The organism is Pseudoduganella buxea (assembly GCF_009720835.1).
Classification (GTDB): domain Bacteria; phylum Pseudomonadota; class Gammaproteobacteria; order Burkholderiales; family Burkholderiaceae_D; genus Rugamonas; species Rugamonas buxea.
In genome coordinates this window covers 1-20061 of sequence record NZ_WNKZ01000097.1, presented here as the reverse complement: position 1 = coordinate 20061, position 20061 = coordinate 1, and the positions used below count along the sequence as shown (strand labels likewise).

At 67.0% G+C, this 20061-nt stretch carries 18 protein-coding genes, 3 rRNA genes and 1 riboswitch; of the genes, 14 read left to right on the top strand and 7 right to left on the bottom strand.

Features of this window, described 5'->3' with window-relative positions:
* The 5 genes from GM672_RS23485 to GM672_RS23465 all read right to left on the bottom strand — a co-directional run.
* Window positions 1–65, bottom strand: a 16S ribosomal RNA gene (locus GM672_RS23485); the annotation flags it as partial.
* Window positions 66–442: 377 nt separating this feature from the next.
* A complete protein-coding gene (locus GM672_RS23480; RefSeq protein WP_155472951.1) occupies window positions 443–1147 on the bottom strand; it encodes a phosphatase PAP2 family protein in 705 nt (234 codons plus the stop codon).
* A gap of 40 nt (window positions 1148–1187) precedes the next feature.
* Window positions 1188–2837 (bottom strand): phosphoethanolamine transferase, encoded by a 1650-nt coding sequence (locus tag GM672_RS23475; RefSeq protein WP_229427793.1) that lies wholly within the window; start codon window positions 2835–2837, stop codon window positions 1188–1190.
* Between the two features lie 69 nt (window positions 2838–2906).
* The gene (locus GM672_RS23470; RefSeq protein ID WP_155472950.1) at window positions 2907–4196 is read right to left on the bottom strand and encodes a sensor histidine kinase; all 1290 of its coding nucleotides are present in this window, start codon (window positions 4194–4196) and stop codon (window positions 2907–2909) included.
* Entirely contained in the window at window positions 4193–4885 is a 693-nt protein-coding gene (locus tag GM672_RS23465; RefSeq protein ID WP_155472949.1) for a response regulator transcription factor, read from the bottom strand. The genes GM672_RS23470 and GM672_RS23465 overlap by 4 nt, the downstream gene beginning before the upstream one ends.
* A gap of 43 nt (window positions 4886–4928) precedes the next feature.
* On the opposite strand from GM672_RS23465, the gene cobT reads away from it, so the two are divergent.
* From cobT to GM672_RS23395, 14 genes are all read left to right on the top strand, one after another.
* Complete coding sequence (gene cobT / locus GM672_RS23460) at window positions 4929–5960, top strand: nicotinate-nucleotide--dimethylbenzimidazole phosphoribosyltransferase (protein ID WP_155472948.1); 1032 nt, start codon at window positions 4929–4931, stop codon at window positions 5958–5960.
* Window positions 5961–5962: 2 nt separating this feature from the next.
* Window positions 5963–6727 carry an adenosylcobinamide-GDP ribazoletransferase gene (locus GM672_RS23455; RefSeq protein WP_170300210.1) on the top strand — a complete coding sequence of 255 codons (765 nt, stop codon included), beginning with the start codon at window positions 5963–5965 and terminating at the stop codon, window positions 6725–6727.
* 1 nt (window position 6728) lies between these two features.
* Window positions 6729–7292 carry a histidine phosphatase family protein gene (locus GM672_RS23450; protein ID WP_155472947.1) on the top strand — a complete coding sequence of 188 codons (564 nt, stop codon included), beginning with the start codon at window positions 6729–6731 and terminating at the stop codon, window positions 7290–7292.
* Window positions 7293–7297: 5 nt separating this feature from the next.
* A riboswitch (cobalamin riboswitch) is annotated at window positions 7298–7547 on the top strand.
* A gap of 73 nt (window positions 7548–7620) precedes the next feature.
* On the top strand, window positions 7621–9474 hold the full coding sequence (locus tag GM672_RS23445; RefSeq protein ID WP_155472946.1) for a TonB-dependent receptor domain-containing protein: 1854 nt from the start codon (window positions 7621–7623) through the stop codon (window positions 9472–9474).
* Between the two features lie 111 nt (window positions 9475–9585).
* Complete coding sequence (locus GM672_RS23440; protein ID WP_155472945.1) at window positions 9586–10608, top strand: FecCD family ABC transporter permease; 1023 nt, start codon at window positions 9586–9588, stop codon at window positions 10606–10608.
* Window positions 10608–11381, top strand: coding sequence for an ABC transporter ATP-binding protein (locus GM672_RS23435; protein WP_155472953.1), 774 nt, complete (start codon window positions 10608–10610; stop codon window positions 11379–11381). Before GM672_RS23440 ends, GM672_RS23435 begins: the two co-directional genes overlap by 1 nt.
* On the top strand, window positions 11378–12004 hold the full coding sequence (cobO, locus tag GM672_RS23430; RefSeq protein ID WP_155472944.1) for a cob(I)yrinic acid a,c-diamide adenosyltransferase: 627 nt from the start codon (window positions 11378–11380) through the stop codon (window positions 12002–12004). The genes GM672_RS23435 and cobO overlap by 4 nt, the downstream gene beginning before the upstream one ends.
* A complete protein-coding gene (locus GM672_RS23425; protein WP_155472943.1) occupies window positions 12004–13296 on the top strand; it encodes a cobyrinic acid a,c-diamide synthase CobB in 1293 nt (430 codons plus the stop codon). The genes cobO and GM672_RS23425 overlap by 1 nt, the downstream gene beginning before the upstream one ends.
* Window positions 13293–13850: a bifunctional adenosylcobinamide kinase/adenosylcobinamide-phosphate guanylyltransferase gene (gene cobU / locus GM672_RS23420; RefSeq protein WP_170300209.1), complete on the top strand. Its 558-nt coding sequence runs from the start codon at window positions 13293–13295 to the stop codon at window positions 13848–13850. The genes GM672_RS23425 and cobU overlap by 4 nt, the downstream gene beginning before the upstream one ends.
* Window positions 13844–14797: an adenosylcobinamide-phosphate synthase CbiB gene (gene cbiB, locus GM672_RS23415; RefSeq protein ID WP_155472942.1), complete on the top strand. Its 954-nt coding sequence runs from the start codon at window positions 13844–13846 to the stop codon at window positions 14795–14797. The genes cobU and cbiB overlap by 7 nt, the downstream gene beginning before the upstream one ends.
* Window positions 14790–15776 (top strand): threonine-phosphate decarboxylase CobD, encoded by a 987-nt coding sequence (gene cobD / locus GM672_RS23410; protein ID WP_155472941.1) that lies wholly within the window; start codon window positions 14790–14792, stop codon window positions 15774–15776. The genes cbiB and cobD overlap by 8 nt, the downstream gene beginning before the upstream one ends.
* Window positions 15773–16645 carry a cobalamin-binding protein gene (locus GM672_RS23405; protein WP_155472940.1) on the top strand — a complete coding sequence of 291 codons (873 nt, stop codon included), beginning with the start codon at window positions 15773–15775 and terminating at the stop codon, window positions 16643–16645. The genes cobD and GM672_RS23405 overlap by 4 nt, the downstream gene beginning before the upstream one ends.
* Before the next feature lies 1 nt (window position 16646).
* On the top strand, window positions 16647–18092 hold the full coding sequence (locus tag GM672_RS23400; protein ID WP_155472939.1) for a cobyric acid synthase: 1446 nt from the start codon (window positions 16647–16649) through the stop codon (window positions 18090–18092).
* Window positions 18093–18174: 82 nt separating this feature from the next.
* Window positions 18175–19629, top strand: a complete 1455-nt coding sequence (locus GM672_RS23395) for a DHA2 family efflux MFS transporter permease subunit (protein WP_155472938.1) — start codon at window positions 18175–18177, stop codon at window positions 19627–19629.
* A gap of 81 nt (window positions 19630–19710) precedes the next feature.
* Here GM672_RS23395 and rrf (GM672_RS23390) read toward each other — a convergent pair.
* Both rrf (GM672_RS23390) and rrf (GM672_RS23385) read right to left on the bottom strand, forming a co-directional pair.
* Window positions 19711–19823: ribosomal RNA gene (gene rrf, locus GM672_RS23390) — 5S ribosomal RNA — on the bottom strand.
* Between the two features lie 117 nt (window positions 19824–19940).
* Window positions 19941–20053, bottom strand: a 5S ribosomal RNA gene (gene rrf / locus GM672_RS23385).
* Window positions 20054–20061 lie beyond the last annotated feature (8 nt).

Sequence of the window (20061 nt, the reverse complement as noted above, 5' to 3'; positions counted from 1 at the left end):
TCGACTTGCATGTGTAAAGCATGCCGCCAGCGTTCAATCTGAGCCAGGATCAAACTCTTCAGTTTAATCTCTGTTTTTCCGATACTGCTATCGGAGGTCACTCACTCAAGAATCTGACGTTCCTCTTGCGAGGTCACGTTAAATTACTTGTGCGAGCGTTTAATGCTATATTTTGAGCATCGAGACCGAAGTCTCGGGCACATCACATCAAACGCCCACACTTATCGACTGTTGATTGTTAAAGAATTCTGCCCTAAGGCGCTTGCTGCTGGTCTTGCGACCCCGACAAATCGTTGTGTTTGTCAGCAGCAGAGAGATAAGATTATGCGGTGTTTCGTGCAGCTCGTCAACATCTCTTTTTTACTACAGCGTCGTATTCCGACGCTTTTTTGTTCAGTCCAGCACTGCCGGGCATCACTCTGCCGTTTCGCTTTACTTCACGCTACATTGCGGCAGGGACAGAATCATAACGGAGCGCCAGCCGGCGCGCAAGGCCTTTCGTATTGAAAGCGTAAATCGCCGCGACGAGGGCACAGGCGATCCAGCCGGACCATAAAGTATGGGTCAGGAAATGTGCGCCACGCAGTTGCTGCATCCAGCCCACCGCGCCGCCCAGCACCAGCATTGCAGTGCCTGTCGCGATTGCCTGGCGAGGACGGTGCGGCCACCAGAAAGCGGCGAAGGAAATGAGCCATAAAGCGCTCGATGCGTGCCCACCCGGCAGGCAATGTCCCGGCGCCACGCCTGTCGGCATCCATTCCAGCAGGCGAATATACGGGGCAGTGCCGCCATAACGCTGCAGATCCCACGGGCAATGCGAACTGCTGGCCTGTTTCAGCAGACTGATTGCCAGCGGAACCAATATGGCCGACATCGCGACCACCCGCAAGCCTGTGCGGCGCTCACCCGTCCACCCGGTGAATGGGCGACAGCCATCCCACAGCGCCAGCACCACGGCGCCCACGCCCAACGCGGAAAAAATCGCCTTCAGGATAATGTGGTTGAACTGCTCCGCGATCCACGCATGCTGCCACGGGAAGCGATGGCTGGCGGGATCGAAGGCGGCATCTGCCAGCATCAAATCGATATCGGTATTATTCCCTAGCCACAGGATGAATGCTGCAGCCAGGACGAAGCAGGCCACCATGCGCAGTGGCCGGTACCGCACCGGACGACGTTCGGTTGTTTCAGATGTCACGGGTGCAGGCGTGGGTCAGGTCGAGCTTGGGGTTGTACACGGCCGTGCTCACATCAAGTAGGCCCAGTACCGTGTGGAAGACGTTATCGTGCGAGAAGGGCTGTTCGCCGCGCGCGGCCAGGCACTGGGCGTCGATATCGAAACGCCGTCGGAAGCTGTCCGACAGCCACAGCATCATCGGCACGCTGCGCTGTTCGGCCGGCGAAATGATATAGGGCGCACCGTGCAGATACATATTCTTCTCGCCCAGCGACTCGCCATGGTCGGATACGTACAGCATCGCCGTATCGACGCCCTGCTCCGCGCCGGCGGCCCGCAGCAGGTCGATGGTCCTGGAGAGGAAGTAATCCGTATACAGGATCGAGTTGTCGTATGCGGCCACAATGGACTCGCGCGAACACTGTTCCAATTCGTTGGTCCGGCATACGGGACCGAATTCGTTGAAGGCTTGTGGATAGCGTTTCCAGTAGGCCGGCCCGTGGCTGCCCTTTTGATGGAGCACGATGACGAGATCCTTCGTTGCGTCGCGCACCAGTTGCGGCAGGTCGCGCACCAGCCGCTCGTCGTAGCACTCATCGCCGTCGCACAAGGGGTCGCCCGGTACCGCCTGCGACAGGTCCTCGTAACGCACCCGATCGCAGGCGCCCTTGCAGCCCGAATTATTATCGCGCCACAGCACATCGAAGCCGGCATGGTGCAGCACATCGAGCAGGCCTTCCTGCCGCACCGCCTTCTCCGGCGAATAATCGTCGCGGCCCAGGCCCGAGAACAGGCACGGTACCGATACCGCCGTGGCCGTGCCGCAGGAGCTGACATTGCGGAAGTTGATCAGGTCCCGCTGGCGCGCCAGCTGCGGGTTGGTCTGCCTGGCATAGCCGTTCAGCGAAAAATTCATCGCGCGCGCCGTCTCGCCGATCACGAGCACGGTGACGGTGCGCCGCCCCTGCCCCGCAGCATGCCCCCATTTGACGCCCTTGGCGGCATCCGTGCCCAGGGGCGCGACGACGACGGGCACGGCCCACTTGCGTTTCAGGTAGCCGTGCGTGGCCTGGAACATATTCGTGGGCGTGAGCAGGAAGCGCAGCTCCCGGTGTTCGCGCACGGCGGGCGCCAGCACCTTGAACAACAACAGCAGCAAGGCCGCACCGGCCAGCAGCGATCCCGCCACGATGGCGACCTTGGCCACCAGGTCGCGCCGCATTGGCCGGAACACCAGCGGCAAGTGCCACACCAGCAGTGAGGGCAGGATGCCCAGGAGGGTCACGGTTTCCGCCATCCGCCAGCTGAGCAGCTCATTGGCTTCCTTCGGATCGGTCTCGAACACGTTCTGCACCATGGAAGAATCGATGACGACGCCATACTCGTTCATGAAATAGCTGGCGGCGGAGGCGCCCAGGAACAGCGCGATCAGCACGGGCTTGATGACGAGGCGGAAGTTGAACAGGGTCAGGATGGCGTTGAACAGCAGGACCAGCAGCAAGAAGGCGCCGGCATACACGGGCACGTTGCCGAGCTGGGCACCGCCCGTGGCCGAGACGAAGGTTTTCCAGAAGCTGCCGTTATAGGCCAATACGAAAAAGGCGGACGCGCCCAGGGTCAGCTGGGGCGCGCCGACACGGGGCATGGAGAAGGATTTCACTGAGGCGGCTCCGGCAAGGACAGGCTGCCACAGTAGCGCCGCACCGGTAAACCCCGCGTCAAGCCGTCGTTAAGAGCGGGTTAACTCAGGCGGAAAGTGGATTTCGAAGCGGGTGCCACCGCCGGGCCGCTCGCGCAACAGCAAGCTTGCGCCCAGGTGGACGCAGATGCGCTGCACCAGCCCGAGCCCCAGTCCCGTGCCGGAAGAGCCCCGCGCATCAAGCGGGATCGGCTCATTGTTCAGCCGCGCCCGCGCCGCTGGCGGCAGCCCGGGTCCCGTGTCCTCGACGATAACGGCGCCGCCGGCCAGGCTGACCTCGACGACGCCGTTTTCCGTGTACTGGCAGGCATTGCGCACCAGGTTGCCGACGGCCGACAGCACCAGCTCGCGCACGCCGTGGATGGTGAAGTCGTCGCCGCCCAGGTAGCGCAGCGCCAGCGGCCGATTGGCCACCAGCGGCTGGTAGCGCAGCACCTCGGCACGGGCCAGCGCCGCTGCCGACAGGGTCGTCCACTCCAGCTGTTCGGGCGAACGGGCCAGGCGCAGCAGCATGCTCGTCACATCCGTCGCTTCGCGCGCGGCGCGATATATCCGCTCGGCCGGGGCATACAGGGCCGGCTCGCGCTCGGTCTGCGCCATCAGCACCTCGGCGGCACCGGCGATCACCGTCAGCGGCGTGCGCAGTTCATGGCTGACGTCTCCCGTGAAGAAGCGCTCGCGGTCGAGGAACTGGCGCAGTTCGTCCGTGTGGCCCGCGATGGTGCGCGCCAGCAGGCCCAGTTCGTCCGTGCGCTCCTGCAGCGGCAGCGGTTCGGCGCGGGCTCCGACGGCACCGGCCAGTTCGACGATGGGATTGACGACCCGGTTGCCGACAAAGCGGCCCAGCATCAGCGAGCAGCCGAGGAAACCGAGGAAGGCGATGCCGAACATCGAATACACCACCAGCTCGATCTGCTCATAGTCGCTGTCGTGATCGACGACGACAAAAGTGCCCAGGCTGTCCCGTCCCTTCAGCACATGCAGGTCGACGCCGTCTACCGTCACCTCCTGCACGCCCTCCGGCAGCGCGCGCAGCGAGCGGGGAATGCCTTCGCCATGGTGGAAGCTGATCCCGGCCGGCATCTCGACGGGCAGCTTGCCGGCAAAGCGGGGGCTGGCCCACGACGCCACTTCCTCCAGGCGTTCATCGACCAGGCGCACTTCGATACCCTCCACTGCCAGCGCCGCGATCACGGCGAAAAACAGCGACGAGGCGGCGGCAAAGGTCAGATAGGCAACGGTAATCCGGCGCCGCATGGAGTCAGGCTTGTTGGAAGCAGGCTTGTGCGAGGCCGGCTGGTTTTCCAGGCTCCCGTTCATGCGCCCTGGTCGTCCGTAGCGACCAGCTTGTAGCCGATACCGGAAATCGTGCGCAGCATGGAAAAGCCGAACGGCTTGTCCAGGGCCTGCCGCAGCGCGTGGATATGCACGCGCAGGGCATCGCTGTCGGGCGGATTGTCGCCCCATACTTCCTGCGCCACCGATTCGCGCGACACCACCTTCGGCGCTTCCCGCATCAGCAGCTTCAGGATGGTGTAGCCCGTCTTGGTCAGCGCCAGCGGGCGGCCGGCCCGCCGTGCCTCGAAGGTGCCCGTATCGAAGGACAGTTCGCCCACAGTCAGCACGGCACTGGCGCCATGGCTGCCGCGCGCGCGGCGTACCAGGGCCTTCAACCGCACTTCCAGCTCGACCAGCGAGAACGGCTTGACGAGGTAATCGTCGGCACCGCTGTCGAAACCGGCCACCTTGTCCTCCAGCGTGTCGCGCGCCGTCAGCATCAGCACGGGCGTGGACTTGCCCAATTCACCACGCAGCTTCTGGCACAGCTCCAGGCCGTTCAGCCCGGGCAGCATCACGTCCAGCACCACGGCGTCGTAGTCATGCTGCGCCGCCAGCGCCAGTCCGCCATAGCCGTTACCTGCCGAATCGAGCACATAGCCTTTCGGTTCCAGGAAGCCGTACAGGTTGGCGACGATGTCGGGATTGTCTTCAATGATCAGGAGGCGCATCGGGGAATTATAATTCGCTTCCGATTCCGAGCCCGCCCCAGCCATGATTCCTCATATCGTCCCCCTCGCCGACCCGCAACTGGCAGTCCGTCTGGCCCAGGCCATCGACAACAAGACCAAGCCGCTGGGCAGCCTGGGCGCGCTGGAGACGCTGGCCCGGCAGATCGGCATGATCCAGGGCACTGCCACACCGACGTTACGCGAGCCGGCCATCCTCGTCTTCGCCGCCGATCACGGCATCGTGGCCGAAGGCGTGTCGGCCTACCCGCAGGACGTCACGTGGCAGATGGTCGAGAACTTCCTGGCCGGGGGCGCGGCCATCAACGTCTTCGCCGCGCAGAACGCCTGCGCGCTGCAGGTCGTCGACGCCGGCGTGGCGCACGACTTCGGCGTGCGCGAGCGTCTGCTGGACCGCAAGGTGGCGCGCGGTACGCGCAACTTCGCCGTGGAAGCAGCCATGACGCCCGACCAATGCGCCCAGGCGCTGCGCCACGGCATGGACCTGATCGACGCCCTGCCCGGCAATGTCGTCGGCTTCGGCGAGATGGGCATCGGGAACACGACCGCTGCGGCGGCGCTGATGCACAAGCTGACCGGCATCGCCGTTGCTGCCTGCGTCGGTGCCGGCACCGGCTTGAGCCCCGAGGGCGTGCTGCACAAGGGCCGCGTCATCGAGGCGGCCGTACAGCGCCATGCCGGCGTCGACGCGCCGCTGGACGTGCTGGCCACCTTCGGCGGCTTCGAGATCGCCATGATGGCCGGCGCCATGCTGCGTGCGGCCGAGCGCCGTATGGTGCTGCTGATCGACGGCTTCATCGTCACCAGCGCGCTGCTGGTGGCGGCGCGGCTGCAGCCGGCCATCCTGGACTACTGCGTGTTCGCCCACTGCTCGGATGAAAACGGCCACCGCCGCATGCTCGACACGCTCGGCGCCACGCCGCTGCTGAACCTGGACCTGCGCCTGGGCGAAGGCACGGGCTGCGCGCTGGCCCTGCCGCTGCTGCACGCGGCCGTCAATTTCCTCGACCGCATGGCCACGTTCGCATCGGCCCAGGTCAGCGAACAGTCGGCCTGACCGTGCACCAGCTGCGGCTGTTCTTCACGGCGCTGCAGTTCTTCACGCGCCTGCCGATCCCACGCTGGGTCGGCTTCGAGCCGGATTGGCTGCACCACGCCTCGCGCTACTTCCCGCTGGTGGGCCTGGTCGTCGGCGCGGCCACCGCCGCCGTCTACTGGGTAGCTTGCCTGGTCCTGCCGCCGGCGCTGGCCGTGCTGCTCTCCACTGCCGCCGGTATCTATATGACGGGCGCCTTCCACGAAGACGGTTTCGCCGACGCCTGCGATGGCCTGGGCGGCGGCGTCACCCGTGAGCGGGCGCTGGAAATCATGAAGGATTCGCGCATCGGTGCCTATGGCGCCATCGGCATCGGGCTGCTGCTGGCCGTGAAGTGCGCGGCCCTGGCCCACCTGCCGCCGCTGGCTGCAGTCGCCGCACTGGTGTGCGCCCATCCCCTGTCGCGCCTGATGGCGGCAAGCCTGATCTGGCGGATGGACTATGCCCGCGCCGAAGGCAAGGCAAAGCCGATGGCCCAGCAGATGAGCGGCGCGGAATTCGCCATTGCCACGGCCTGCTGCATTCCCCCCCTGCTGCTGGCAGCCGGTACGGGTTGGCTGGCGTGGCCGCAACTGGCCGGCGGCACCATGGCAATGGCTCTTGTTGCGTACTGGTTCGCGTGCAAGTGCGCCACGCGCCTGGGCGGCTACACGGGCGACTGCCTGGGCGCCGTGCAGCAGCTGTGCGAGGCGGTGTTCTATATTTGCCTGCTGGCCGCGTGGCGCTGACATGGAGCTGATCCTGATCCGCCACCCCCGCCCCCTGGTGCCCGCCGGGATCTGCTACGGCAGCAGCGACGTGGCCGTGGCCGACGAGGAACTGGCCGCCGTCCACGCCCCGCTCCAGCCCATGCTGGCCGAGCTGCCGCCAGGGACGCCCTTGTTCAGCAGTCCGCTGCAGCGGTGCGCCGCGCTGGCCCGGCTGTTGTCGCCCTGCCCCGTCTTCGACGCCCGCCTGGCCGAGATGGATTTCGGCGGCTGGGAGCTGCGCGGCTGGGACGAAATCGGCCGCGACGACGTCGATGCCTGGGCCGGCGACCTGCTGCACTACCGCCCCGGCGGCGGCGAAACCGTGCTGGAAGTTGCGCAGCGCGTCGCCGGGGCGCTGGCCGCGATCCGCGCCTGCGGCGCCGAGCGCGCGGTGGTGGTCTGCCATGCCGGCACGATCCGGCTGCTCCAGGCGATGGCCGATGGCACGCCGTTCGAACACGCGGCATTGGCGGCGGCCGCCACGCCCAACCGGATCGGCTACGGCGCGGTGGTGCGCCTGCACCCAGGTGCCATGCCGGCTTAATACTCGTATAATGACGGGGTTTTGGTGCCCGCGTCCGTATCTCGGACGCAGTTAAACGGGAAATACGAAGCCGCCCCGGCGGCCAACGTATGCTGCCCCCGCAACGGTAAGCAGGCCGCCGCGCGCGTCAAGCGCGGCAGCGCTCTCCAGCAGCCACTGTGCACTCTCGACCGCATCGCGCCGGCCGAATACGCATGGGAAGGTGAGAGCGTCACGCCTGCCAGCCCGGATACCGGCCAGGACTCAGGTGGAGGCGCGCCGATCGCGCGCGCTTCTGTTCCATTCGGCCTGCGGGGAAGCGGGCCGGTGCTCATTGAAGAAGATTTACATGACCTCTCCCGTACCAACCCAGGCGGCCTTCGCCGCGCTGGCGCTCGCCTTTGCCGCGCCAGCCGCAGTCGCCCAGGCAACCGCCATCGATTCCGTCATCGTCACCGCCAGCCGCACGCCGCAACTGGCCAGTGAAGTCATCAGCGATACGCTGACGATTTCGGCCCAGGACATCGCCAACGCCGGCGTCGGCTCGCTGACGGAACTGCTGCAGCGCCAGCGCGGCATCGAAATCACGGGCAACGGCGGCCCCGGTACCAATTCGAGCGTGCTGCTGCGCGGCGCCGCCGCCAACCAGAGCATCGTGCTGGTGGACGGCGTCCGCATCGGCTCCGTCTCCGGCGGCGCCGCCAGCTGGAACGCCATTCCCCTGTCGGCCATCGACCATATCGAAATCGTCTACGGACCGCTGAGCACCCTGTACGGTGCCGACGCCATTGGCGGCGTGATCCACCTGTTCACGAAGAAGGGCAAGGGCGCGCCGGCCGTGACGGCCTTCGTCGGCGGCGGCAGCGATGCCACCTACGAAGCCGACGCGGCCATCTCCGGCGGCACGGACAAGGTCAGCTACTCGCTCTCCGTCGGCAAGGAGCTGTCGGAAGGCTTCTCGTCCACCCGCAAGGGCTCGTCCAGCTTCAATCCCGACGACGATGGCTACAACCGCAAGAGCGCGGCCGGCCAGGTCGCCGTGCAGCTGGCGCCCGGCCACGAGATTGGCGGCGTCTTCCTGTACAGCGACACCGTCGCCGACTACGACAGCGGCAGCTTCGATGCGTACAGCACGCAGCGCCAGAGCACCATCGCGGCCTACTCGCGCAACCGCATCCTGCCGAATTGGACGATGTACGTGCAGGCCGCCCAGTCGCGCGACAAGTCCGGCTCCTTCTACGCGCCAGGCCCCTTCGGCGGCAGCCAGATCGACTCGACGCAGACCATGTTCACGTGGCAGAACGATATCCGCATCGGCGCGGACAACCTGCAACTGCTGGCCGAGCACCGCAAGGAAGAAGCGGACGGCAACAACGCGGACCTGAACCGCGAACGCAATACGCGCTCGTTCGCCGCCACGTACAGCCTGAAACGGGGCCCGCACCTGGTGAACCTGGGCGCACGCACGGACGACAGCTCGCAGTACGGCACCCACAACACGGGCTCGGTGGGCTACGGCTACCGCATCAGCCAGGTCCTGCGCGTCAACGCCAGCTACGGCACCAGCTTCCGCGCGCCCACTTTCAACGAGCTGTATTACTCGGGGTACGGCAATGAAGCGAACCGTCCGGAAGAAGGCCGCAACAAGGAAATCGGCCTGCACTACGACGACGGCACCACGCAGCTGGCCGCCACCTACTTCCACAACAAGCTGACGGACCTGCTGGTCAACACGGTACCGTGCCCGCTGGCGAGCACGCCGGAAGATGACTATCGCTGGGGTTGCGCCTACAACGTCAACCGGGGCGTGCTGGAAGGCCTGACCCTGAGCGCGCAGCGCGCCTTCGGCCCGTTCACGGTATCGGCCAATGCCGACTTCCAGGACCCGCGCGACGAAACCACCGGCAAGTCGCTGCAGCGCCGCGCCCGCCGCCATGCCAACGTCACGGTCGAATACACCAACGGCCCCCTGGCCGGCGGCGTCGAGTGGCACCTGTCATCGTCGCGCTTCGACGATGCGGCCAACCGCAACCGCCTGGCCGGCTATGGCACCGTCAACCTGTTCGCCACCTACCAGGTGGCGCGCGACTGGTCGGTGCTGGTCCGCTGGAATAACATCGCCGACCGCAATTACGAACTGGCGCGTTACTACCAGACGGCCGGCTCGACGGCGTTTGCCGGCGTGCGCTACGGCTTTAAGTAAATGCGTCAAGCAAGGTTCGAAGCAAGGATTTTGCATAACGTCGCACCATTGCCGTAAGCTGCCGGGGCCGGTCCCCGGCAGTGCCGTATCTATATAGAATTCAAGGCAGCCATGCATCCAACCTCCGCCAACCTGCGCGCGCGAGCCGGCATCATCATCGGCGGCCTGCTGCTGGCCTGCGTCGGCAGCGTGCTGTTCGCGGGGATGACGGGCTCCGTGTCGATTCCGCTGGCCGATATTCCCGGCGCGCTCGACGAACTGCTGCACCACCGCGCCGATTCCCTCGCCGCCACCCTGCTCGACCTGCGCGCCAGCCGCGCGCTGACGGCCTTCGTGACGGGCGCCGCCCTGTCGCTGGCCGGCGTCATGATGCAGGCGCTGCTGCGCAACCCCCTGGCCGACCCCTACGTACTGGGCATTTCCGCCGGCTCGGCTGTCGGCGCACTGGCCGCCATGGTGGCGGCCTGCGCCACCTGGGCCGTCGACGCGGCCGCCTTTGCCGGCGCCGTTGTCATTTCGATGCTGCTCTACCTGCTGGCGCGCCGCGACCTGCGAAGCGGCAGCGCGGCCGAAGGCGGCACCGCCCTGCTGCTGCTGACGGGCGTGATCCTTTCCTCGGCCGGCTCCGCGCTGGTCACCTTGATGCTGTCGATCGCGTCGGAAAACCAGCTGCGCGGCATGGTCTTCTGGCTGATCGGCGACCTGTCCGGCGCGCCCCTGCGTGCCCTGCCCTGGCTGGTGCTGGCCGGCGGCCTGCTGTTCGCGCTGCGCTCGGCGCGGGCAATGAACGTGCTGGCCCTGCATGCGGAAGCGGCGGCCACCCTGGGCATCCGGGTTGGCTTGCTGCGCAAGGGCCTGTTCTTCATTTCCGGCCTGCTGACGGCCAGCGCCGTCACCACGGCCGGCAGCATCGGCTTCGTCGGCCTGATCGTGCCGCATGCCTGCCGTTTCGCCTTCGGCCCGGACCACCGCGTGCTGATTCCCGCCGCCACGCTGGCCGGCGGCGCCTACCTGGTACTGACCGATACCCTGGCGCGCACCATCATCGCGCCGCAGCAGCTGCCCGTGGGCGTGATCACGGCGTTGATCGGCACCCCTGTCTTCCTGTACCAGCTGCACCGGCTGAGGAAATGATGCTCGCCACCGAACACCTGCAACTGCGCGTCGGCGTGCGCACCCTGGTCGCCGACCTGGACTGGCGCGTGGGCGCCGGCGAATGCTGGAGCATCATCGGCCGCAACGGCGCCGGCAAGAGCACACTGATGCGCGCCCTCGCCGGGCTGCGCGATCCGGACGGCGGCCGCGTGCTGATCGGCGGCCGGCCGCTGGCGGCGTGGCCGCTGGAGCAGCTGGCGCGCCAGCGCGCATTCCTGGCCCAGTCGCGCAGCGATGCTTTTGCCTACACCGTCATCGAGACCGTGCTGTCGGCGCGCCACCCCTACCATAGCAACAGCTATTGGGAAAACAGCGACGACCACCGCATCGCCCTGCAGGCGCTGGCGTCGATGGAAGTGGACGACCTGGCCGGGCGGGACGTACGCACCCTGTCCGGCGGCGAGCGCCAGCGCGTGGCCATTGCCGCGCTGCTGGCCCAGGATACGCCGCTGCTGCTGCTGGACGAACCGGCCAATGCGCTGGACCTGGCGCACCAGGTCAGCGTCATGGGCCTGCTGGCGAAGCTGTGCCGCCAGCAGGGCAAGACGGTCGTCATGATCGGCCACGACCTGAGTTTGGCGCACGGCATTTCCACCCATGCCCTGCTGCTGATGGGCGACGGGCGCTGGCTGGCCGGCGCGCGCGACGACGTCATGCAGGCGCCCATCCTCAGCCAATACCTGCATCATCCCATCGACGTGCTCCGGCACGGCAACCGCAGCATCTTCATTCCCCGCGAGGCCCAAATATGAACGACCTGACACCGGAACAAACCGCCGCGCTCAACGAGCGCCATCGCGTGCGCATGGAGCGCAAGAAGGCCATCGTCGACGCCAATATCGCCGCGGCCGACAAGGCCATCGGCATCATCATCGTCAACACCGGCAACGGCAAGGGCAAGAGCTCCAGCGGCTTCGGCATGGTGGCGCGGGCGCTGGGCCACGGCATGAAGGTCGGCGTGGTCCAGTTCATCAAGGGCGCCATGTCGACGGGCGAGGAGAAGTTCCTGCGCCGCTTCCCCGACGAAGTCGAGTTCCACGCCATGGGCGAGGGCTATACGTGGGATACGCAGGACCGCGAACGCGATATCGAGAAAGCCACGGCCGCATGGGAACAGGCCAAGGCCTTCCTGGCCGATCCGGCCTATGGCCTGGTGCTGCTCGATGAACTCAATATTGCCCTGAAGTACCGCTACCTGGACGTCGACACCGTCATCGGCGACCTGCTCGACCGGCCCGAAATGCAGCACGTCGTCGTCACCGGCCGCGGCGCGCCGCCGGAACTGGTGGCGGTGGCCGACACGGTCACGGAAATGAACGTCGTCAAGCACGCGTTCAAGGCCGGTATCGCCGCCCAAGCAGGCACGGAGTTCTGATGGCCGCCCGCGCCGTACTGATTGCCGCCGTCTCGTCCGGCCAGGGCAAGACCACCGTCACGGCGGCGCTGGCGAGAAAGCTCGTACAGCAGGGCCAGCGCGTGCGCGTCTTCAAATGCGGGCCGGATTTCATCGACCCGATGCTGCTGGCGCGCGCCAGCGGTGCGCCGGTCGAAACGCTGGACCTGTGGATGGTTGGCCGCGAGCGCTGCCACCGGCTGCTGGCCCAGGCGGCCCAGGAGGCCGATGCCATCCTGATCGAAGGCGTGATGGGCCTGTACGACGGCACACCGTCGGCGGCCGACCTGGCGCGCGAGTTCTGCGTGCCCGTGCTGACCGTCATCGATGCGGGCGCGATGGCGCAGACGGCCGGCGCCCTGGTGCACGGCCTGCGCGACTACGGCCCCGTCGACCTGGCCGGCGTCATCGCCAACCGGGTCGGCAGCGCCGGCCATGCCGCCATGGTGCAGGCTTCGCTGCGCGGCATTCCCCTGTTCGGCACCTTGCCGAAGCAGGGCCGCTCGCTGCCGGAACGGCACCTGGGGCTGGTCCTGCCGGACGAGGTGGAAGGCATCGACGCGCTCCTCGACGAGCTGGCGGCGCAGCTGGACTTCGACGCCGCGGCGTGGGAAGCGCTGGCGCCCGTCACGTTCGAGCCGCCCGCGCCGGAAGCCCCGCTGGCCCCTGCCCTGGCCGGCAAGACGATCGCCATCGCGCGCGACGAGTCCTTCCTGTTCGTCTACACGGCCAACAAGCTGCTGCTGCAAGGGCTGGGCGCCCGGCTGGTGTACTTCTCGCCGCTGGCGGACGAGCCGGTGCCGGCCGATGCGGATGCGGTGTACCTGCCGGGCGGCTATCCCGAGCTGCACTGCGAACGCCTTTCCGGAGCGGGAGCATGGCGCGCCTCGATCCGCGCCGCGCATGCAGCCGGCAAGCCGATCGTGGCCGAATGCGGCGGCATGATGGCGCTGGCCGACGCGCTGGCCGACGGCGCGGACCACGACTGGCCGATGGCGGGCCTGCTGCCGGGTAAGGTCACGGTACAGAAGCGCCTGGCCGGCCTGGGTCCGCAGGCGATGCCGACGGCGCAGGGAACGCTGCGCGGCCATACCTTCCACTACTCGCGACTCGACACGGATGCCCCGGTTGCCACGTACACGAACAAGAACCCGTCGGGTGCGCAAGGCGAAGCCGTGTACCGGGTCGGCTCGCTGACGGCGTCGTACTTCCACGGCTACTTCCCCTCGAATCCGGTGGCCGTAGCCGCGATGTTCCTGGGGGAGGCGGCGTGACGCGCACGCTGGTCCTGGGCGGCGCCCGTTCCGGCAAGAGCGCCCACGCGGAGATGCTGGCGGCGCAGTCGGGCAAGGAAGTGGTGTATATCGCCACGGCCGCTGGCGGCGATGGCGAAATGGCCAGTCGCATCGCCCAGCACCGCGCCCAGCGCCCGGCGCACTGGACGACGGTCGAGGAAAGGCTGGCCCTGGCCGATGCGCTCGCGACCTGGCGCGCACCGGACCGCGTGGTGCTGGTCGACTGCCTGACGCTGTGGCTCAGCAACCTGCTGTTCGAGGACGGTACCGTGTATCCGGACGTCGGGACCATCGAGCTGCCGGCCCGCTTTCATGCCGGACGCGCGGCCCTGCTGGCGGAGTTGGCGCAGCCGCGTGGCGACGTGATCCTTGTGTCGAACGAAGTGGGCATGGGGATCGTGCCTTTCGGGGCCATCACGCGCGCCTACACGGATGAAGCGGGCCGGCTGAACCAGGCCGTGGCGGCGCGGTGCGACCGGGCTATCTTCGTTGCCGCCGGCCTGCCCCTGTACCTGAAAGGCGCCCCATGCTGAGCGGCCTGTCGTGGCCCGTCGTCGCAGCCCTGCTGCTGGCCGGCGTCGTGCTGGACCTGCTGCTGGGCGAGACGCGCCGCTTGCACCCGCTGGTCGGCTTTGGCAACCTGGCGTCGAGCATCGAGCGCCGGCTGAACCGGGGCAAGGCGCGGCTGGCGCGCGGGGCGCTGGGCTGGATGCTGGCCGTGCTGCCGATTACCGCCTTGGCGGGCTGGCTGTGCGACGCTTCGGCCGTCGGCCTGGCGCTGCACGCTGTGCTGCTGTACCTGTGCATCGGACTGCGCAGCCTGCGCGAGCATAACCTGCCGATCGCCGGTGCGCTGGCGGCCGGCGACCTGCCGCGCGCGCGTTTTCTGACTTCAATGATCGTCAGCCGCGATACCGCCGATGCGGGCGAAGCCGACCTGGCCAAGGCCAGTGCCGAGTCGCTGCTGGAAAACGGTAACGACGCCGTCTTCGGCACGCTGTTCTGGTTCGCCGTTGCCGGCGGGCCGGGCGCCGTGCTGTTCCGGCTTGCCAATACCCTCGATGCGATGTGGGGCTACCGCAACGCGCGCTTCCTGTATTTCGGCCGCGTGGCAGCGCGCATCGACGATGCCTTGAATTATGTGCCGGCGCGACTGACCGCGATGTCGTACGTGCTGCTGGCACCGACGATGGCGGGCAAGCGGCGCGCATGGCAGTGCTGGCGCACCCAGGCGCCCGCGTGGAGCAGCCCGAACGCGGGGCCGGTGATGTCCAGCGGCGCGGGCGCCCTGTGCCTGGCACTGGGCGGGGCGGCGACGTATGACGGCGAAGTGGAGCAACGCCCGCCGCTGGGCAGCGGCGCGCCCGCGCAGGCCACCGATATCGTCCGCGCCTGGCAGCTGGTGCGGCGCACGGCCATGCTGTGGCTGGGTTGCTCGGCGATGGCTGCCCTCCTTATATTAGGAGCGCGGCATGCCTGAACACGGCGGCAACCTGCGTGAGGCGGCCCGCGTGTACGGCCGGGACGACTGGATCGACCTGTCGGCCGGCCTGAATCCGGCCTGGTATCCGGCGCCGGCCCTGGCGGACAATGCGTGGCACCGGCTGCCCGAGCCCGATCCCGCCCTGGCGGCGGCCGCCTGCGCCTATTATGGCGCGCCCCACATGCTGGCGGTGGCAGGCACCCAGGCCGCCATCCAGGCGCTGCCCCGGCTGCGGGGCCCATCGGTCGTCGTCATCGCCGCGCCGTCTTATGCGGAGCATTTTCATCACTGGTCCCAGCACGGCCACATGGCCACGCAAGTGTCATACGGCGACCTGGCCGGCACCGTGCACGATGCAGACGTGATGGTAGTCTGCAATCCGAACAACCCAACCGGCGCGACGGTGCCGCGGGCGCAGCTGCTGGAATGGGCGGAGCTTCTGCACCGGCGCGGCGGCTGGCTGGTGGTCGACGAGGCGTTCGGCGACACGGATGGCGCCAACAGCGTGGCCGATTGCGCCGGCAGGCCGGGTTTGGTCGTGCTGCGCTCCGTCGGCAAGTTCTTCGGTCTGGCCGGCGTGCGCCTGGGCTTCGTCGCGGCGCAGCCGGCGCTGCTGGCGGCGCTGGACGAACTGCTGGGACCATGGCAGGTCAGCGGCCCGGCCCAGCAGATCGGCAAGGCAGCGCTGCTGGACCGGCCATGGCAGGAAAGTACGCAGGAGAGACTGCGTCAGGGCGGCCAGCGCCTGCGGGCACTGCTGGCCAGCCACGGCATTGCATCGGCCGGCACGGCGCTGTTCCAGTGGTGGCCCGAAGCTCAGCCGGAAGCGTTTCACGAGCATATGGCGCGGCGCGGCATCTGGGTGCGGCTGTTCCGCGACGGCCCGCGCGGCATCCGCCTCGGACTGCCCCCGCATGAAGAGGCGTGGTCGCGCCTGGAGGAAGCATTGAACCAATGGACAAGGAAACCGGAATGAAGAAGCTCCTGCTGGCGACAGCATTGATGGCCGCAAACTGCGCCCAGGCCGCCGTCACCGTGCGCGACGACGATGGCCAGCTGGTCACCCTGGCCAGGCCGGCGCAACGCGTGATCTCCATGGCGCCCCACGTGACGGAACTGCTGTTCGCCGCCGGCGGGGGCGATCGCATCGTCGGCGCCGTCGACTACAGCGATTATCCGGAGGCGGCCAAGGCCATCCCCCGCGTGGGCAGCAACCGCGAGGTCGATATCGAACGGGTCCTGTCGCTCAAGCCGGATCTGATCGTCGTGTGGCGTCACGGCAGCTCGGAGCGCCAGATCGACCTGCTGCGCCAGTTGAACATCCCCCTGTACCACAGCGAACCGAAGAAGCTCGATGCCATCGCCGACAATGTCGTCAACATGGGCAAGCTGCTGGGCACCGGGACGGCGGCCAACGCGGCGGCCCAGGACCTGCGCCAGAAGCTGGCGGCGCTGCGGGCGCGTTATGCCAACCGCCCGCCGATGCGGGTTTTCTACCAGGTGTGGGACAAGCCGCTCTACACACTCAACGGCGCCCACATCGTCAGCGATGCACTGAAGGTGTGCGGCGGCGAGAACATCTTCGCCAGCCAGAAGGTGACGGCGCCCGTCGTCAGCACGGAAGCGGTGCTGCAGGCCGATCCCGAAGCCGTGTTCAGCACGGCGGAAAAGGAACAGGGCGGCGCGGGGCTGTGGCGCAAGTATCCGAACATGAAGGCGACCCGCCAGGGCAACCTGTTCACCATCGACGGTCACCTGGTGAACCGGGCCGGCCCGCGCATGATCCAGGGGACGGCATCGCTGTGCGAACTGCTGGAGACGGCGCGCCAGCGCCGCAAGGACTGACATGCGCTTCCCCTTCCCGACCTTGATGGTACAAGGCACCACGTCCGATGCAGGCAAGAGCACCGTGGTGGCCGCGCTGTGCCGCCTGCTCAAGCGCCAGGGCGTGGCCGTGGTGCCGTTCAAGCCGCAGAACATGGCGCTCAACAGCGCCGTTACGGCGGACGGCGGCGAGATCGGCCGGGCCCAGGCCCTGCAGGCCGTGGCCGCCGGCGTGGCGCCCCATACGGACATGAACCCCGTGCTGCTGAAGCCTTCCAGCGACACGGGCGCCCAGGTGATCATTCACGGCAAGGTGCGCTCCGAAATGAACGCGCGCGACTACCACCAGTACAAGACGGTGGCGATGGCCGCCGTGCTGGAATCGCATGCGCGGCTGCTGCGGCAGTACGAGGCCGTGATCGTCGAAGGCGCCGGCAGCCCCGCCGAGATCAACCTGCGCGACCGCGATATCGCCAATATGGGCTTTGCCGAGGCGGTGGATTGCCCAGTCGTGCTGGTTGCCGATATCGACCGCGGCGGCGTGTTCGCCCATATCGTCGGCACCCTGTCCTGCCTGTCCGAGAGCGAGCAGCAGCGCATCATCGGCTTCGTGATCAACCGCTTCCGCGGCGATATCAGCCTGCTGGAACCCGGCCTGGAATGGCTGGAACGGCAGACGGGCAAGCCTGTGCTGGCCGTGCTGCCTTACCTGCATGGCCTGTTCCTGGATGCGGAAGACGCCGTGCAGGCGGTGCAGGCCGAGCGCGGCGCCTTCCGCGTCGTCGTGCCCAGCCTGCCGCGCATGAGCAATCACACGGATTTCGATGCACTGCGCGCGCATCCGGATGTTGACCTGCAGTTCATTCGCGCCGGCGAGCCGGTGCCGGCGGCCGATCTGATCATCCTCCCCGGCAGCAAGAACACGCGCGGCGACCTGGCGTGGCTGACGACGCACGGCTGGCCGGAGCGGATTGCCCGGCACCTGCGCTACGGCGGCAAGGTGATCGGCGTGTGCGGCGGCTTCCAGATGCTGGGCCTTTCGGTGCGCGACCCCTATGGCGTCGAAGGCACGGCGGGCGAATCGGCCGGCCTCGGGCTGCTCGACATGGTGACCATCCTGACGCAGGAAAAGCGGCTGGAGCAGGTCAGCGGCGAGTGCGTGTTCGCCGAAGCGACGGTGGCGGGCTATGAAATCCATATGGGGGTGTCGACCGGCGATGCCCTCGAGCGTCCGGCGTTTCGCATCGATGGCCGGCCCGAAGGCGCCCGCTCGTTTGACGACCAGGTATTGGGCACCTACCTGCATGGGCTGTTCGACACGCCGCAGGCCTGCGGCGCCTTACTGCGCTGGGCGGGCCTGGATTCGGCGCACGTGCTCGATACGGCGGCACTGCGCGAGGCCAGCCTGGAACGCCTGGCCGATGCGACGCAACCGTTGATGGATGCGCTGCTCTCCCTGAAGCGGTAGCGAGGCGCGACACGGCGCGAGGGCGGCTTCGCCGTTTTCGCGTTTGTGCAACAATCGGGACAGTTCCCCACCGTTGCCATCCATGTCCAGCACCGAGAACACCAAACGCTATCTTCCCTGGGTCGTCGCCACGGCCCTGTTCATGGAGCAGCTCGACTCCACCATCGTCAACACGGCCATCCCCAGCATGGCGGCCAGCCTGCAGGTCACGCCACTGAGCCTGAAGGCCGTTGTTACCAGCTATATCCTGAGCCTGGCCGTGGCCATTCCGGTCAGCGGCTGGATGGCAGACCGCTACGGCACCCGACGCGTGTTCATGAGCGCCATCGCCGTCTTCACGATCGCCTCCGTGCTGTGCGGCCTGTCCGTGAACTCGCCGATGCTGGTCGCGGCGCGGCTGCTGCAGGGCTTCGGCGCGGCGATGATGATGCCGGTCGGTCGCCTGGCTATCATCCGCACCTTTCCCAAGGCCGAACTGCTGTCGGCGATGAACTTCGTGATCATCCCCGCGCTCATCGGCCCCCTGCTCGGTCCCACCGTGGGTGGCCTGATCGTGCACTGGATGTCCTGGCGCGAGATCTTCTTCATCAACGTGCCGGTCGGCCTCGCGGCGATCTGGCTGGCGCACAAGCACATGCCGGACTATCACGGCGACGGTCCCCGCCCCCTCGACGTCATCGGACTGATCCTGTTTGGCACCGGCGTGGCGCTGCTGTCATGGCTGCTGGAAGTGTTCGGTGAGCACAAGCTCGATGTGACGTCGGCCGCCGTGCTGCTTTTCATCTCGATCAGCCTCCTGGCGGCCTATGCGTGGCACGCCGGCCGCGAGGAGCATCCCCTGCTGCGCTTGGCCCTGTTCAGGATCCGCACCTTCCGCGTGTCGGTGCTTGGCGGCTTCGTCACGCGCCTGGGTGTGGGTGGCCTGCCGTTCCTGCTGCCATTGCTGTATCAGCTAGGACTGGGTCTGCCGGCATGGCAATCGGGCCTGTTGATGATGCCGTCCGCCGCCGCCGCGATGGGCATGAAGTTCATCTCAGTGCGGGTGTTGAACCGCTTCGGCTACCGGCAAGTGCTGGTGGTGAACACGGTGCTGATCGGTGTGACGATCGCCATGTACTCGTTCGTCCAGGTGGGCACGCCGGTGTATGCCATCGTCGCCATCAGCCTGTGCCTGGGCTTCTTCAATTCGCTGCAGTTCTCCAGCATGAACAGCATTGCCTATGCCGATGTCGAGCGGGGCGACTCCAGCATGGCCAGCACGATGGCCAGTTCGATGCAGCAGCTGTCCGTCAGCTTCGGCCTGGCTTTCGGCTCGCTGCTGACGGGCTGGTACCTGGGCGACATGCCGCAGACCGACCGCGTCGTGCTGGCAGGTGCCCTGCACCACGCGTTCCTGACGCTGGCAGGCGTGACGATCCTGTCGTCGCTGACGTTCTGGACCCTGAAGAAGGAAGACGGCGAAAGCATCAGCCGCGGCAGCAGGGTGGTGTCGCCGCCCGTGCAGCAGAACCTGAAATCTTCGGACGCGGCCGAGTAGGCCAGTTCTAGCTGCATGAAACCGGCTATCCAATGCAAAAAGCCCCGCCGGGATCACCCGGCGGGGCTTTGCTAATTACTAGTCTGACGATAACCTACTTTCACACTGGTTGCAGCACTATCATCGGCGCAAAATCGTTTCACGGTCCTGTTCGGGATGGGAAGGGGTGGGACCGATTTGCTATGGTCATCAGACTTGACCTGTTGGCTCGCGCATCTGGCGCGGTGCCGAATTCTAATTACATACCTGTACAGCTGAACTTCAAAGTGAAAAAGCCCGCTGCTTGCACAGCGGGCTTCCTCGGAATAACAGCCTGACGATAACCTACTTTCACACTGGTTGCAGCACTATCATCGGCGCAAAGTCGTTTCACGGTCCTGTTCGGGATGGGAAGGGGTGGGACCGACTTGCTATGGTCATCAGGCATGACTT